This is a genomic window from Noviherbaspirillum pedocola, assembly GCF_016632335.1.
GTDB classification, from domain to species: Bacteria; Pseudomonadota; Gammaproteobacteria; order Burkholderiales; family Burkholderiaceae_D; genus Noviherbaspirillum_A; species Noviherbaspirillum_A pedocola.
Window position 1 is genome coordinate 23304 of the sequence record NZ_JAEPBG010000006.1, and the last position, 14407, is coordinate 37710.

At 60.9% G+C, this 14407-nt stretch carries 16 protein-coding genes and 1 pseudogene; 5 read left to right on the forward strand and 12 right to left on the reverse strand.

Going from position 1 to position 14407, the window contains the following annotated elements; translation table 11 throughout:
* The first annotated feature begins 1 nt into the window (after position 1).
* Positions 2-298, forward strand: coding sequence for a hypothetical protein (locus tag JJB74_RS14820; RefSeq protein ID WP_200592778.1), 297 nt, complete (start codon positions 2-4; stop codon positions 296-298).
* Here JJB74_RS14820 and JJB74_RS14825 read toward each other — a convergent pair.
* Positions 292-1194: a hypothetical protein gene (locus JJB74_RS14825; RefSeq protein WP_200592780.1), complete on the reverse strand. Its 903-nt coding sequence runs from the start codon at positions 1192-1194 to the stop codon at positions 292-294. The two genes, JJB74_RS14820 and JJB74_RS14825, sit on opposite strands and share 7 nt — an antisense overlap.
* Before the next feature lie 475 nt (positions 1195-1669).
* On the opposite strand from JJB74_RS14825, the gene JJB74_RS14830 reads away from it, so the two are divergent.
* The 3 genes from JJB74_RS14830 to JJB74_RS14840 all read left to right on the forward strand — a co-directional run bounded on the left by JJB74_RS14830 (position 1670) and on the right by JJB74_RS14840 (position 3520).
* Positions 1670-1954 carry an HU family DNA-binding protein gene (locus JJB74_RS14830; protein WP_200592781.1) on the forward strand — a complete coding sequence of 95 codons (285 nt, stop codon included), beginning with the start codon at positions 1670-1672 and terminating at the stop codon, positions 1952-1954.
* Between the two features lie 262 nt (positions 1955-2216).
* A complete protein-coding gene (locus JJB74_RS14835) occupies positions 2217-3083 on the forward strand; it encodes a GGDEF domain-containing protein (protein ID WP_200592782.1) in 867 nt (288 codons plus the stop codon).
* A 152-nt stretch (positions 3084-3235) separates the two neighbouring features.
* Positions 3236-3520, forward strand: a complete 285-nt coding sequence (locus JJB74_RS14840) for a hypothetical protein (protein WP_200592784.1) — start codon at positions 3236-3238, stop codon at positions 3518-3520.
* Between the two features lie 23 nt (positions 3521-3543).
* Here JJB74_RS14840 and JJB74_RS14845 read toward each other — a convergent pair whose 3' ends face one another.
* The 10 genes and pseudogenes from JJB74_RS14845 to JJB74_RS14890 form a co-directional block, all read right to left on the reverse strand.
* A complete protein-coding gene (locus JJB74_RS14845; protein ID WP_200592786.1) occupies positions 3544-3816 on the reverse strand; it encodes a hypothetical protein in 273 nt (90 codons plus the stop codon).
* Between the two features lie 535 nt (positions 3817-4351).
* Positions 4352-4897, reverse strand: a pseudogene (gene rfbC, locus JJB74_RS14850) (dTDP-4-dehydrorhamnose 3,5-epimerase); the annotation flags it as partial.
* A gap of 117 nt (positions 4898-5014) precedes the next feature.
* Positions 5015-5698, reverse strand: a complete 684-nt coding sequence (locus JJB74_RS14855; protein ID WP_234484201.1) for a hypothetical protein — start codon at positions 5696-5698, stop codon at positions 5015-5017.
* A 93-nt stretch (positions 5699-5791) separates the two neighbouring features.
* Positions 5792-6895, reverse strand: coding sequence for a DegT/DnrJ/EryC1/StrS family aminotransferase (locus JJB74_RS14860; RefSeq protein ID WP_200592788.1), 1104 nt, complete (start codon positions 6893-6895; stop codon positions 5792-5794).
* 201 nt (positions 6896-7096) lie between these two features.
* Entirely contained in the window at positions 7097-7534 is a 438-nt protein-coding gene (fliS, locus tag JJB74_RS14865) for a flagellar export chaperone FliS (protein ID WP_200592790.1), read from the reverse strand.
* A 61-nt stretch (positions 7535-7595) separates the two neighbouring features.
* Positions 7596-7934: a flagellar protein FliT gene (locus tag JJB74_RS14870; protein WP_234484202.1), complete on the reverse strand. Its 339-nt coding sequence runs from the start codon at positions 7932-7934 to the stop codon at positions 7596-7598.
* A gap of 21 nt (positions 7935-7955) precedes the next feature.
* Complete coding sequence (fliD, locus tag JJB74_RS14875; protein ID WP_200592793.1) at positions 7956-9962, reverse strand: flagellar filament capping protein FliD; 2007 nt, start codon at positions 9960-9962, stop codon at positions 7956-7958.
* Positions 9963-9974: 12 nt separating this feature from the next.
* Entirely contained in the window at positions 9975-10337 is a 363-nt protein-coding gene (locus JJB74_RS14880; protein WP_200592795.1) for a flagellar protein FlaG, read from the reverse strand.
* A 95-nt stretch (positions 10338-10432) separates the two neighbouring features.
* Entirely contained in the window at positions 10433-11956 is a 1524-nt protein-coding gene (locus JJB74_RS14885; RefSeq protein ID WP_200592797.1) for a flagellin N-terminal helical domain-containing protein, read from the reverse strand.
* A gap of 153 nt (positions 11957-12109) precedes the next feature.
* Positions 12110-13102, reverse strand: a complete 993-nt coding sequence (locus JJB74_RS14890; RefSeq protein ID WP_200592799.1) for a hypothetical protein — start codon at positions 13100-13102, stop codon at positions 12110-12112.
* A gap of 442 nt (positions 13103-13544) precedes the next feature.
* Here JJB74_RS14890 and JJB74_RS14895 point away from each other — a divergent pair, with 442 nt between their 5' ends.
* The gene (locus JJB74_RS14895; RefSeq protein ID WP_200592801.1) at positions 13545-13748 is read left to right on the forward strand and encodes a cold-shock protein; all 204 of its coding nucleotides are present in this window, start codon (positions 13545-13547) and stop codon (positions 13746-13748) included.
* Between the two features lie 122 nt (positions 13749-13870).
* Here JJB74_RS14895 and JJB74_RS14900 read toward each other — a convergent pair whose 3' ends face one another.
* The gene (locus tag JJB74_RS14900; RefSeq protein WP_234484203.1) at positions 13871-14395 is read right to left on the reverse strand and encodes a hypothetical protein; all 525 of its coding nucleotides are present in this window, start codon (positions 14393-14395) and stop codon (positions 13871-13873) included.
* Positions 14396-14407 lie beyond the last annotated feature (12 nt).

Here is a 14407-nt window from a genome sequence, read left to right on the forward strand (position 1 = left end):
CATGGGCAATTATTTTGACACCGGCGCCCTGCTCTTCGGGTTCGTAGGCTCGACGCTGTGGGCGCAGAATGGGCGCTTTGTGAGGTACGTGTCGATCTTCTGGATGGTCTCATCCATGCTCTGGATTGCCTATGCGTTGTCCGCGCACCTGCCGGCAGTCGGGCTGAACCATGTTGTGAATCTTGGCCTCAACCTGTATGGCTGCCGGAAGTGGTTGGGCAACCCACAAGCACGCCGCATCGAGCCGCCGGCGAGCGCAGCGACACACGATGCGCCCGGCAATGTCGCCGTTCAATAGTGGAAGGGCTCGCGGTTAATACGCGGATAGATCAATGAGCAAGCACGTTGAGCCATCGCGGCCATTAGATCGATCTGCCGTATGCGCTCCTTAACCGTCAGTTCGTATAGCACTTCATCCGGTATAGCGTCTTCATCCACGCCATAGGGAACGCGTTCGGTTCCGTCCGCAACGCCTTCGACACCATATTGCGCCTCGAGCTGTGCTATGCGCTCGCGCATCAGCGTGACAATCGCTTCGCCACCGCTTGCCTCAGGCCATACGAGTGGCTCTTCCTTTCGCAGCAAGCCAGGAAGAATGAGTGCCGCGCGGGGGCTGACGAAGCTGTTACCGTGGTACATGCCGGCTTCGAGTATTTCGAAGGGTAGCTCAAGCAGATGCTTGGTTTTGCTATCCCAGATATACGGGAAAAAGTCTGAGGCTACGCGTACCGGGCCCGAGCCGCTGGCGTCGGCCACGCCGGGCGCCTTGCCATTGGCATAGGCCAGGAAGCCGAAGCGCTCGCGATAAACATCGGTCGGCAGCCACGAATGATGAAAGCCGGTACGATCCCGCCAGGCCACGTCGAATTTCTCGTCGCTCAACCGAATACGCTGCATGCCAGCGTAGGGATCGATGTAGAAGTAGAACGGGTATTGCGAATGGCTGGGCGGCAGCAGCTTGTGCCAGGGATGGATCTCGGACACGTATAGCGCAAAATTGCGCATCTGCTCGAACGTGGGTGCATCGAGGTCCGCACACAGGCGGCGATAAGCAGCTAGTGACAGGCGGCGTTCTTCCCTCTGCGACGCCTTGATTGCCGCATCTGTATCACCATCAAAATCTGGATGTTCCGATCCCGGCTTCGCACCGCGCGAAAAGAAGCGCCGAACTAGGTTTTTGAAGGCAGCGGACAAGACGAACTCCGAGAGATAAAACGAGGGGCGCCGCTGGACCCGCGGCGGCCAAAAACACGCGCATCACCGCGATCATTTGCGAGAAAGTCGCTTCGTAATTTGATATACGCTAATCGATGCGAATAATCATAACAGGTGTCGCCTCAGGCTAAGCCTTCGCTTTACAATTAATTGTAAACTCTCTATATATGGTAAAAGTACATTCCGCGCGAAACCGCTGCCTATACTACTAAAATGCCAACGGGGCACATCCCGGTTTTGTCAAAACCTGTTCCCGTCGCGTCAGCGCCGCGTCAGTTAATAAATAGTCAATTACTGTTTCGTGTATGCAACTTATTGTCGGTGGAGTGGCGATTTATTTGCGTTTCACGTGCCCACGGCAGGGAATTCGCTACAATGAATCCATGCACGTACCGGGCGCAGACTGGACACGGCTGCGCAAAACTCGACATTTTAGATACCCTTGGAGTGACATTTGAAAAAGTCCGAACTGATTGAAGCCCTGGCTGTTTCTGCACAGGTGACGAAGCCGCAGGCGCGGGTTATGCTCGATCGGCTCATCGAGGTCATCCAGACTGGCGTCAAGAAGGAAGGCCGCTTCCTACTCTCCGGTATCGGCACGTTTTCCGTCATCAAGCGCGGCGCGCGCACGGGTCGCAATCCGAACACCGGCGCTGCAGTAAAGATCAAGGCTAAAAAGAGCGTGAAATTCCGCTCCTCGCCGGATCTCAAAGACGCCGCAGCGAAGTCTAAAGTCTAAAAATCGGCACATGGTCGCAGGCACAGTCCTGTGCAGTCGCGGCCGCGCACTGAGCGCCGAATTATTGACTACAGCTAATTCGGCATAATTTCTCGCTAATCAGTTTGCACATAAAACCCGCTGGAAATGCGGGTTTTTCTACTTTGGGACGCGATATCTACAAAGATTGTGCTCTAAAAGCTATAGCAATTGAAAAGTGTGATAGTTTGTTGACAATACAAAAAGCGCGATAGGGAAAGGGAGGTTCGCCATGCCTTCGAGGATGCTCACCTTCGGCAGCATCCGGCCGGCATACTGGTTTCTAATAGCGCTTGCCGTGACAACCTGGCTTGCGATCGTTGACCGCATGACAGGGCCTTGCACCACGTTTTCCTTCTTCTACCTTCTACCTGTGGCCGCGACAGCCTGGTTTGCTCATCGCTGGCAAGCATCGGCGCTGGCGCTGTTCGGCGCGTGCGCGCAGGCATGGGCAGACGGCACTCCGGGCACTTGCCCGTCCGGTCTGTCCGTCGAAGCGTGGCGCTGGTTCAACCATGTTTGCGTCTATCTGGCTGGCGCCGTCGCCATTCATGCGCTGCGACGCTATTGGCAGATGGCCCATGCGCTGTTGGGAAAGGATGAACTGACTGGCCTGACCAATCACCGCGTCTTCATGGATCACCTTCGCACGCGGGTACGGCATTGCATCAGCAAGCAGATGCCATTTGTTGTGGCCTTCATCGATCTTGATGACTTCCGGCAGATCAATCGTCTTCATGGCTTTGACACCGGCGATCGTGTGCTGCATGCCGTCGGCGACGCGCTGCAAAAGGTGCGGCGACCAGGCGATGTCGCGTGCCGCGTTCGCAGCGACCAGTTTGTGCTGCTGAGTCAGGACGCCTCGCGCGACGGCGCAGCCCTGGCACTGGACTCGCTCAATGATGAGCTATCCGCTTTGCCGCACCATTTGCCCGAGGTTCGCTTTACAGCCTGCGTCGTGACGGTCGCGGATCTTGCCGTGGATGCGCATGCGGTGATGAAGGCGGCTTACAACGGCGTGGTGGACGCCAAATATGGCGGCAAGGGTACTGTGGTATTCCGGACCCTCTCCACATCGACGCGGAGCCGGCCGGTAGACCGCCCGCACTGATGTTGCTTGTCATGGCGGGCTGCATGGTGACGCCGTGCACAGTTGCAGTCGAATTGTTGTTTCCCGGCACGAATGCGCCGAGCACGGATAGGACAGTATCCCCTTGTGCGTCATAATGAAGCGCCAACTTTCAGTACAAGAGTGTCGTCACCATGAGCGCCCCTACCGTCTGTTTTCGTCCCACGACCGACTCGCTGCTGGTCGCACTCGAGGCGAGCAAAATTTACATCCGGCGGGTGGAAAGGCAGGCCGCGGACAGCGACCTGATTTATCTGCGAAGCGGCCGTGTACTGCATATCGACTACGCGAAAATTCCGCTGGTGTCAGTCAAGCTCACGGACAAGCCTGCGCAAGAGGGCAATATTGATATCGCGGCATGGACGGTGAAGGACGGCGAGGCGGTTGCGTCGATCGTGCATTCCATCGAGCAGATCTAGCCGGTTGGCCCGCCTCATTCGCGCTACGCGGCGAGCCGCTTGGTTTCCTCGTCGAGCGCCTGCCGGACTTCTTTGACCCGCACGTACTGATAACGATCGTCCACCGCATGCAAAGGCACCGCGCCGGCCCGGATAAGCTGAATAACGCGGCCTGGCGCTACCTTGAGCGTGCGCGCCGCGGCGGAGGGGTCATTCAGGCCTTGCGCCGCCGCCCGATGGGTGCGCCAGTGCGGTGAATTCGACGCCGTGTTCAATCGATCGAGCAGTCGATCCAGCAATGGGTCTGACTGCGGCATCCCGATTCCCGGGGTCTGGAATGGACCGATCTTTTTTTGTCTCATCACCACGCATGCTCTCCCTCCGTAGTGATGCCATTTTCTCAAAATAGTTTCCGTTGGTAAAGTATCCGCGCGTGTCATTGCAGTATGCAATTGTCGGATATCAACCGGTCATTGCAGAGCCTCGATATACACCGACGATATGGGGCGATGTTTTATAAACAACCAAAAGGTTGGGAATTAGACGGGAGAATTTGCGTTAAGGCGCAAATTGTTGGGTCTTATACGACAAAAAAAAACCCGCTCACGTGGAGCGGGTAATCCATCCTTTTGGAGGCTGGAGGAGACCACTCGACTATAAGGATGTCCCGTGTTGAGTGGAAATCTCTTTTCGCCATAAGAACTGTGCGGTTTCGGTATAAGGGCGCACCAGTTGGTGCTGCCCATTGCGTCTTTAGGCATTCCGCGGTTGCAGCCGGTTCGATACCTGTACTTGGCCGCGGAACTGCCGCGTCGACTTCCACCGCTGTGTCGACAGCAGACGGTTTTCCATGAAAAGTTCGGCGTCGCGCAGACATGGCGCTTGAGCGTCCGCAGCCGCAATAATCGGGGTGCCGACGGCAGGCCAAGCGATCGCGAGATCGGCATCATTCCAGCGAACGCTGCGTTGGTGCCCAGCGTAGGCGTAATCCGTGGCTTTGATGAGCACTTCGGCAGCGTCGGACAGCACAACGAAGCCGTGGCCGAATCCAGGCGGGATCCAAAGCTGCTGGCCCTTATCGCTGCTGATTGCCATGCCGACCGATCTGCCGAAGCTCGGCGAATATTTGCGCAGGTCCACGGCCACGTTGAAAACCCGGCCAGCGATGACGCGCACGAGTTTGCCGTGCGGATGATGGATTTGATAGTGGATGCCGACCAGCACGCCATGAGTAGCGCGCGTATGCAGGTCCTGCACAAAGGGATTGTGGTAGCCCGTGGCTTCCAGGAAGTCGCGGGCGCTGAAACTCTCGAAGCAGAATCCGCGATCGATATTGACGACTTTCGGTTCGAGGACAAGGACCTCGGGCAGTTGCGTGGCAGAACAGGTGTAGGGCATGGCAGTGGAGCGCAGATCGTGGAAGAAATCCGGCGCCTTCGCTCCCTCCATCCTTGAGGGATCGTGCCCCACGCGCCAATGGATGGCATGGCGCACGGGACACGCGCCGGAGGATGCTTAGAAGCGGTACGTCACTCCCAGACGGGCGACCGGGTAGACGGTGTAGCCATCCATCTTGTTGGCCAGATTGGCTTGCTCGGCTGCGACGTTCTCCTGCAGCGCGGCGCACCCGCCTGGCGTGGCATCCGCCGTCGGGCCGCATACGGCATTGAACGACACCGACGCCGAACCCTGGAACATCAGGCCCAGGTCGGCCGTGAAGCCCCAGCCCTTATTCTTCGCCGCGGCATTGCCCCAGCCGATGCCGAGATACGGCGCGAACTTGCGAAAGTCGATGCGGCCGTTGGCCGAACCGATGTCCGAGCTCGTATAGGTCACGCCGTTGAAGGTATATGACGCGCTCGCGTCCGGGCGCGCAGTGGCATCGATGTGGTTGCCGTTGTAGATCAGGCCACCCGAGATGCGGAAGCTGCCGGCGCGCGGAAACCAGTCCAGCAACGCGTCGAAGGTCTGCAGCTTGGCGTCGAAGTCGTAGTTGACATTGGACGCACTGCCGCTGAACGAGTGCGACAACGTATTGACGCCAAAACGCACGTTCAGGTCCGGGCGCAGCGGCACGCTGAAGTGCAGGCCGGCGCCGGTGGTGCCGACGTCAGCGGATACACCGATGTCCGTGGCATGCGCCGATACTGCGGCGCTGCAGGCCAGCGCGACAGCAGCGGTTAAGAATAACTTCTTCATACGATCCTTCCTCTCAGTGGTGTAACCGTAGTGAGGGTCGAGCGATCAAAATTGCCCATTGGGCGTTGCGAAACCATGCGTATGCAGGGGCACTCATTCGTGCGCTGCAAGGGAATTGAGGATCGAGACAACGAAGTGGATTTGTTCGGCTGTCAGGTGCGCGCCCATCGGTAGGCTTATGGACTGGCTTGCCATGCGCGCCGATAGCGCAGAAGCATTCGGCCCGGCGGCGCAAGCCTCGGCAGAGTCGGCGCCGTGCGGCTGTTCATGCGGAATGGCGGTCTGTATGCCCGCCGCGGCAAGCGCGGTGCGCAGGCTGTCCCGGCGCGCATGGCGCACGACGAACATGTGCCACGACGATGAACTCAGCGCCGGTACCACGGGAAGCGTCAGGGCCGATCGGTCGATGCGCTGCTGGTAGTACGCTGCAACCAGGCAGCGTTGCCGGTTCCAGGCGTCCAGATGCAAAAGCTTGACGCGCAGGACCGCCGCCGTCACCGGATCGATGCTGGCGCTGCGGCCTTTACCCGCCCTGCCGCATCCGGAGTCGCTTTCGCAGTCCCGCAGTATGCGCAGGCGCAGCGCGACCAGCCTGTTATCTGTCGTGACCGCCCCAGCGCAGTCGTCCGAGCCGAAGCGACCCAGATTGGAAAATCCCCACGCCACCGCGTCGCCATGCGCGCCGATACGCCGGCCCTTGTAGCAGGCGCCCAGCGCATGCGATGCATCTTCGACGACCTTCAGGCCGCGCCGGCGCGCGACGGCGAGCACCGCGTCCATATCGGCCGGAATGCCATACAGGTGGGATACCAGAATCGTCTTCGTGCGTGGAGTGACTACCGCCTCGATGAGTGCCGGGTCGATCTGCGCGGTGTCGCACTGCGGGTCGACCGGCACGGCGACTGCGCCACATTCGTGCACCGCGTCCCAGCTCGCGCGCATGGCATTGGCGGGCAGGATGACTTCATCGCCGTGCTTCACGCCCACGGCGCGCAGCGCCATCACGAGCGCAATGCGGCCACTGGCGAACGCGAGGCAGTCCTTGACCGCGAGGTAGGCGGCGAACTCGCTTTCAAACTCGGCCACATCCGGGCCGCCGACATGCCAGCCGGCAGCAGCGGAGCGAGACATGGCTTGGTCGATTTCCGGCTTGATGTCGCGATAAGCCGCCAGGTGATCCAGTACGGGAATGGTCATGCTCGCCACTTTGCGCACTGCCTGCATGCGCCTGCTGTTGACAGGGAAACACTTTGCCGCGGCCGGACACTGCTTCAATCAGCGGGCGAAAGGTCGTATTTCCATATTACAAGTGGCGTGGCGAAGCCGAAATAAATTATCCCTAAATTATCCTTAATGTCGCACTAAAGACACTTTAGGGAAAATACGCGCCGCGTCGGCTCATGCGGTGCTGGCCACGGCCGCTTCGGTCGGCACAGGGGGTGCCGCTTGCGTGTCGATTGCGCGCCAGGCGCTGCGCAGTTCGGACAGGATGCGGCTGGCTTCACTGAGCTTTGCCGAATCGTTCTGCCGGTTCGCGTAGACCAGCTGTTCGACGATGTACGCATAGAGGGCGTCGAGTGTGTGCGCAAGCTCGCCGCCGACGCTTTTGTCGAGCGACACGCGCAGGCCATCGCTGACGATTGCTATTGCGCGGGACAGCGCACGGCCCTTGGCCGCGACGTTGCCGGCTGCCATCTCGCGCATGCCGTCGTTGATCATGGCGATTGCACCGTCGTACAGCATGACGATCAGTTGATGGGGCGATGCGGCATAGACGCCGGTCTCCACGCCGACTCGCGCATAGGCGCCCGCGCCGCGGGGTGCTGAACCGAACATATTTCCTCCTGCAGATAAAGAATTGTCCTGATTTGACTTCCAGAGAAGTCGCGGCAACGCCCTACCCCGGCGCCTTACCGCATCCATAGGCGGCGACCAGGCGTCGCGATGCGCTCACGCCGCCCAGCATTGCGCCGACCGCCGAGCGCCACGGAATGAGCAGATCATTCGTCTGGCGATGCAGGCTCAATACCTCGGTGATCAACGCGCTCTTGCGGGTCTGAATCTCGGTGTCATACTGGCCGGAGTCGCCCTGGCGCAGCTGCTCCACAAGTTCGCTCACATGTTTTTCCAGACCGGCGAATGTGTCCCATTCCCGCGCCTGCACCGCCGCGAGCATGTCCCGGGAAGTCGCGGCCATTGCCTCGTAGGTTTTGATTACGGTTTCGCTATCCATCATTGGCGTCCTGCGTGGCTGGGTTTAGGCGGGGGTCTGGGCAGCGATCATGCTGAGCTGCTGCGTGAGGTACGAGCTGGTAGCGGTCAACTGGCCCATCATCGTGTCGAGCGCAGTGAACTGCGCGCGCAGCGCGGTTTGCTTGTTGTTGAGGGTCACCTGCTCGGCCGCTTCCTGGTTCTGCAAGTCCTTGATCGACCGGTTCATGCCGTCCGTGCCCGAGGCGAGGATGCCGTCGCTGCCGATGAAGGCATTGACGAAGTCATTGAGTTGGGTCGCATAGCCACGGGAGTAATTCACCGTCCCGCGGTCGCCGGGTACGCCTCCGGACACGACGACCTGAAGGCCCGCCGAGGCGTCGCCGGTCGCGCCGGTCAGGATCTGGCCATGGCCGGTAGCTGCTACGCCGTTGAGGGTGCCGGCGACATCCGTGCCATTCACGAGCGTAGGCGTGCCACCGAAGAGGTTGGCCGCGCCATTGCCGCCGATGCTGATGCCGGAATAGCTGCCATAGGAAGCCGAGGTTAGCGTCAACACGCCATTGGTTTGTGTGACTTTGACCGATGCGCCGCCGAAGGCCGGATTGCCATTGATCTTCGATTGGACCGCGGCGGCCAGTGCGTCCGCGCTGGCGTAGGTTCCTGCGTCAAGCAGGACTTCCCCGCTGAGTCCGTCGAGGTTCACGGTCAGCCCATCGTTCTGGCCTGCGGTGATCTGCAGCCCCGCCGCGCTGGCGCCAGTCGTAGCCGCTTGGGTAGCCATCTGCGTGACATTGAGCGCGTAGCTGCCCGCCTTGGTGGCCGCCGATGAGCCGGTGTAGCTCACCAGGCTATCGGTTGCCTTGCCGGCGGCAGCGAAGATCGCCGCCACATCGTTGAAATTCGAGGTCAGCGCCTTGTTGAGCTTGGTGCTGTCGACCGCGAGCGTTCCGTCCTTCTGGAACGACACGCCGATCGATGACAGGGTGTTGTAGGTCGAGCTGGCGCCGGCAACCGGGTTCGACAGCAGCGAACGCAGCTTTGCCTGCGCGTTCATCACCAGGGTGTCGCCGTTGAGCGGGCCCGCCGTCTTGGTGCTGGTGTCGTAGGCCGTGGCGCTGGTCAGCGCGGTGTTGATCGTGTTGTAGGCGTTGACGAACTTCGTGACTGCCTGCGTCACGCTGCCGGAGTCGCGCGCAACGGTGAGCGTGGTCGGCGTGCCCGCATTGGTCTTGGTAAGGTTCAGGGTGACGCCGGAAATGACGTCGGAGACGGTGTTGCTGGGCTTGGTAACGGCAAGGCCGTCAACCGTCATTTTCGCGTCCTGCGCCGTGATGGTTTCGGACATGGCTTGCTGCGCCGTGGTGCCTGCCGGGTCCTGCGACAGCAGGTTGGACAGCCCGGCGTCGCCCGCAACTGAGATTTTCATGCTGTTGGCCGCGCCGGTGGCGCTGTCGGTCAGCACCAGGCGGTATGGCGACGCACTGCCATCGTTGACGATGGAGGCGGTCACGCCGATGCTGGCCGCATTGATGGCGTCGCGGATGCCGGAAAGCGAGTTGTTCGTCGGCGAGATCGTTACCGTCTTGGTGCCTGCGCCGCTGGAAGTGAACGTCGCGCCGGTGTACTTGCCCGATGTGTCGATGGTGCCGTTGGCGATCGTGCCGAAATCAAAGGTAAGCGTTCCTGCGCCGATGGCGGCAGTGTCGCTGGCCTGCCCGGCGCTGGCGAGTTTCTGCGCCTGCGCGAGCTGGGAAACCGACAGCGAATAGCTGCCGGGCGTGGCAATCGACGTGGCAGAGGCGCTCAACACCGTGCTGTCCGACACGTTCGCCGTCGCCGCCTGGAATTGGGCTACCGTCGTCAAGGAGGACAGTGACGACTGGAAGGTGGAAAACGCGCTCTGGATCTGGCCGTATGCGGAAAGCTTGGTCTGGTACGACGCTTCCTTTTGCTGCATCTGCACGAGCGGCTGGCTTTCGGCCTGCATCAGCTGCGTGACGATGCTGTTGACGTCGAGGTTCGATCCGATTCCCGGGGAGGAAATGCCCATGATGGCTCCTTGTTACGCTTGGGTCTTGACCAGCAAGCCCTGAAACCGGTCGATCTGCCGGTCTATGGCGAGCGCTTCCTGCGAAGGAATCTGCATCAGCACGTCCTTGGACTGCGAATCGATGACCTTGACCAGCGTCTTGCCGGACGCCTCGTCGATGCTGAAGGTGATGTTGCTCGAGCGTTCGGCCATGGCGGCGTTGAGCTTGTTGACGGCCTGTTCGACAGCGTGCGCATCCGGCGTGGTGCTTGATGCCGGCAAGCCAGAGCCCTGCGCGGTGTCGGCGGCGCGGTGTCGCGCCTGGGCATCACCCGACGCGCTTGCCGCGCCCACGGAGGCGGTGGTCGGGTTTGCTGGAAGTCCCGGAATACTCATCTGTCTCTCCTATGGACAACGGCGAAACGGAAATCAGGGTTTCCGCTTCGCCGCACTCATTGCGTCAGTCACATCGCGGCGCGCGCCGCTACCGATTACCGCAGCAGCGACAGCACGCCGTTGGGCAGCGCGTTGGCCTGGGCCAGCATCGCGGTGCCGGCCTGCTGCAGGATCTGGCTGCGCGCCAGGTTCGCGGTTTCAGAGGCGAAGTCGGCGTCCTGGATGCGGCTGCGCGAAGCGGTCAGGTTCTCCGACTGCGCCTGCAGGCCGCTGACCACTGCGGTGAAGCGGTTTTGCAGTGCGCCCAGGTTCGCGCGGGCCGTGTTGACCTGGCCGAGCGCGCCGTCGATGGTGGCCAGCGCCTTCTGAGCACCGGCTGCCGTCGAGATGTCGACGTTGGCCACGCTGTCCACCGAGGACACCGTGGTGGCATTGGTGGTGCCAGTGGTCAGGCCGGCATACGCCGCATGGCCGCCACCGATCACGATGCCGCTGGAGCTGGTGCTGGACAGCGACACGGTGCCGTGGGTGTCGACGGTGGTGCCGGCCGCGCCGCCAGTGATGGCTTTCGTGCCGACAGTCAGGCCGGTTGCCGCTTGCAGCGCGGTCTGGTCCGCCGTTGCGGTCGCGGCGTCGACAGCGCTGCCGGTCATGCCGAGCGAGATATCGCGGCCATCGGTGGCCGTCAGCGTCAGCGCGCCGGTGGTCACGTCGGCGGTGGCGGTCACGCCGGTCTGCGAGCTGACCTTGTTGATCGCTGCTGCCACGTTTGCGCCCTGGCCTGCAGCGGTGCCGCCGGCAGCGATCGCGCCCACGTCCACGCCGTTGATGGAGAAGCTCTTGTTGGCGGCGATCGCGCCGAAGGCGGTAGCCGCGCCGCCGGCCACGGAGGTGGCGTTGGCGGTAGCGGTCACGCCGCTTTGCGCGGAGACGGCATTGATGGCTTGCGCCACCGAAAAGGCGCTCGAGGCCGACTGGCCGGGCAGGCTGCCGATGTTGGACGGACCGACTTGTTGGCCATTCAGGGTCAGGTCGCCGGCGCCGAGCGCCTGGGTCATCACGCCGGAGGTGACGGTGGCGCTCGAGGTTTGGCCGGCCACGCCGAGCTGGGTGGTCTTGGCGCTGGCAATGGCGGCCACGGTGATGCGGTCGTTCTTCGTCGCGTTTGCGCCGACCTGGAAGTTCTGCGCGGTGAAGCTGCCGTCGAGCAGGTTCACGCCATTGAACTGCGAGCTCGACGCGGTACGGTCGATCTCGTCTTTCAGCTGCGAGACTTCGGTTTGCAGCGCGGCGCGGTCGGACGGGCTGTTGGAGGCATTGGCCGATTGCACGGCCAGTTCGCGGATACGCTGCAGGCGGTCGCCGATCTGGCCGAGATCGCTTTCAGCAGTCTGGGCGAGGGAGATGCCATCGTTGGCGTTGCGGGCGGCCTGGTTGGAGCCGTTGATCTGCGCGGTCATGCGCTGGGAGATCGCGAGGCCTGCGGCGTCGTCCTTGGCGCTGTTGATGCGCAGGCCGGTGGACAGGCGTTGCAGCGAGGTCTGCAGGCTCGACTGCGAGGTCGACAGGTTGCGTTGCGCATTGAGCGACGCGATATTGGTATTGATGACAGAAGACATTTCCCTCTCCTCAGTAGCGTTCGGCTTATTCGTTCAGGTGTAGAGCGGCTCTTTGTGCTGGCGGCGCTTAAGAGATTGAGCCGCGTTGCATAACTGCATTACGGGCCTCGCTTAAAAAACTAAACGAAACTGGCCGTTTTGTTACCAAGTCGCTTAATTTGTGGAGTTGGGAGAAATTAATTGAGAAATTGGAGAATTTCCTGTCACAGGGGATTCGAGGAAGGTGCCGTAGCATTCACGCGCCGCCATGCCGCAGCGTTCGTCGAACGGCGTGTCGAAGGTCCCGTTGGGCAGGCCAAGCCGCGATTCGAATTTGCGCGCGCGCTTTTCACTGAATCCGGTGCCGTTCTTATAGTTCGCTGACAAGTAATGGGACAGTGCCGAATTCGACAGGCCGAGCATGGCGGCCATCCTGTGGCGCTTCTTGTCGGCCACCTCGTCCACGCAGCGCAGCAACCAGGCGCGGCGGTTGGCGTAGATGTCCCGAATGGCGGGAGAATGCGGTTCCAACGGACGTGACGGCGAGGCGAAGAAGCCGCAGTGCTGCATCAGTTCGAGGTTATGGCGGCGCCGCGCATGGCACATGATCGAGAACTCGCGCACTTCGTCCTCGGACAGGCCCGGCAGTAGCAACAGCCACTGTCGCTGCATCGCGGATAGCGGCGCGGTGTCGCACGTCTGCGGCAGATCCGTGCACGGGAAAAAAGGCTGATCCATGCAGCCTTCAGGCATGCCAAGCCGGACTTCGATCGTCCTCGCGGCGGTATCGCCGATGCTTCTCCCGCCGTAGTAATTCGCGTCGAGGAACTGGGCCAGGTAAGACTTGCCGAAGCCAAGCAGTTCCTCCATGGTGCCGCGCCTGCCATTGGCGAAATAGTAGACCCAATACAGCATCCAATCCCGGCGAATCTGGTACTTCGCATCCTTTGCCGCCGGCGTATCGCCCGCGCCTGCGAGCACACGCGCCTTCGTCATCGGCAACCCGCCAAGCTTGTCATGCCGGTTCTTGATGACGCGAGTGAATTCCCAGATGTCGCGCGGACCCAGGCGGTCCAGCAGATCAACCCACGCCCGTTCGGGCTGGCGTAATTCGGCGAGGGTCACAAGAACGTGCGCGTCGCACGGTGCTGCAAGGGGTAGGCTCACGTTTCAGTCATGTCCGCAGAGGTCGATCTACATGCCAGCCGATGATGCATCGGGCGGCGCCGCGCTCCCGGCTGGCACAAGCTTCGCTGCCGAGTCGGAACGTTTCCGTGATGCTAGATGCTTCATGGATACTAAAGAGCGATGAGTCGTATGAAAACACAACAAGATTCGTTTAAAAGGAAAAATATTGAGAATGAGCCGCCAATGTTGCGCTTCAGCATCGTATCGAAGGGTAAAAAAAGGATATTTGCGGCAACGAAACGGCGAAATGCGCCAATTATTCGACCTGTGAAAATTGCTGTGCAACAATATTTTGCCGTCGAGGCCCGTAACCCGGCCATTAGAGAGCCGGGCATGCGGAAAGTCGGTCGAGCGGTCGTCGCTTTGACGGAGGGATGCAGCCACGCTGCAGTGACATTATTTTTCTGGGAAAGAGCAAGACATGGCTACTGGTACGGTGAAGTGGTTCAACGAACCCAAGGGTTGGGGTTTCATTACCCCGGATGAAGGCGGTGCGGACCTGTTCGCGCATTATTCGGCGATCCAGAACGCAGGCTTCAAAACCCTGAAAGAAGGTCAGCGGGTGTCGTTCGACACCGTCAACGGCCCCAAGGGCGCGCAAGCGTCCAACATCAAGGTCATCTGAACCTCGCGGGAAGGCGCAGCCCTTCCCGCACATGCCGCCGGATCATCGTATCCGGTCGGCTCTATACAACGGCTTTAGGGCGGCAGCCTGCGCATCAACGACTGGCGTCACCCGTGCCGGCCTCATGCCTTGGAAGATTTCGGGCGGCCCGGTTTCAGCGGCGTGAGCGCATCGATACGCTTGCGCAGGCTTGCCATGTCCAGCGCATGGACCATGCCGATGCCGATGCGCAGCAACTGGCTTTTCTTGACTTCGAATCCGGCCTTCAGACAGGCGTGCTTGATATTGGCCAGCATCGCATATTCGTCGTCTGGCATCGTGAAGCTGTCCCGAGTCAGCCTTGGCTTCTTTGCCTTGCCCTTCTCCGTCTTTGCCACAGCGCGTGTTTTGCTGTCTGCTTGCTGTGCCGCCGCTGCCTTGTCGGCTGCTTTTGCGGGCGACGCCTTGGCTGCTTTCTTCACCGGAGCTGCACCAGCTTTCGCAGCTTTCGGCGATGGCGCTTTCGCTGGCCTTTTGGCTGGCGCCGCCTTGGCTGCCTTTGCATCTGCAGCCGCGTCGGTCCCTGCCAATTTTAGTTCCGGCACTGCCGCCGCGCTTTCCGGCTGATCGGCAACCTGGCCGGCTGGCTTGGTGGTTTTCGCGTTCATGTCTCTCTCCAA

Excerpts from the sequence above, each read along its gene's own strand:
- JJB74_RS14860 (WP_200592788.1), bottom strand. The coding sequence starts at position 6,895 with ATGACCATTCCCGTACTGGATCACCTGGCGGCTTATCGCGACATCAAG.
- JJB74_RS14820 (WP_200592778.1), top strand. The coding sequence starts at position 2 with ATGGGCAATTATTTTGACACCGGCGCCCTGCTCTTCGGGTTCGTAGGC.
- JJB74_RS14870 (WP_234484202.1), bottom strand. The coding sequence starts at position 7,934 with ATGATGGATAGCGAAACCGTAATCAAAACCTACGAGGCAATGGCCGCG.
- fliD (WP_200592793.1), bottom strand. The coding sequence starts at position 9,962 with ATGGGCATTTCCTCCCCGGGAATCGGATCGAACCTCGACGTCAACAGC.
- JJB74_RS14855 (WP_234484201.1), bottom strand. The coding sequence starts at position 5,698 with ATGAAGAAGTTATTCTTAACCGCTGCTGTCGCGCTGGCCTGCAGCGCC.
- JJB74_RS14840 (WP_200592784.1), top strand. The coding sequence starts at position 3,236 with ATGAGCGCCCCTACCGTCTGTTTTCGTCCCACGACCGACTCGCTGCTG.
- JJB74_RS14895 (WP_200592801.1), top strand. The coding sequence starts at position 13,545 with ATGGCTACTGGTACGGTGAAGTGGTTCAACGAACCCAAGGGTTGGGGT.
- JJB74_RS14885 (WP_200592797.1), bottom strand. The coding sequence starts at position 11,956 with ATGTCTTCTGTCATCAATACCAATATCGCGTCGCTCAATGCGCAACGC.
- JJB74_RS14880 (WP_200592795.1), bottom strand. The coding sequence starts at position 10,337 with ATGAGTATTCCGGGACTTCCAGCAAACCCGACCACCGCCTCCGTGGGC.
- JJB74_RS14845 (WP_200592786.1), bottom strand. The coding sequence starts at position 3,816 with ATGCCGCAGTCAGACCCATTGCTGGATCGACTGCTCGATCGATTGAAC.
- fliS (WP_200592790.1), bottom strand. The coding sequence starts at position 7,534 with ATGTTCGGTTCAGCACCCCGCGGCGCGGGCGCCTATGCGCGAGTCGGC.
- JJB74_RS14835 (WP_200592782.1), top strand. The coding sequence starts at position 2,217 with ATGCTCACCTTCGGCAGCATCCGGCCGGCATACTGGTTTCTAATAGCG.
- JJB74_RS14900 (WP_234484203.1), bottom strand. The coding sequence starts at position 14,395 with ATGAACGCGAAAACCACCAAGCCAGCCGGCCAGGTTGCCGATCAGCCG.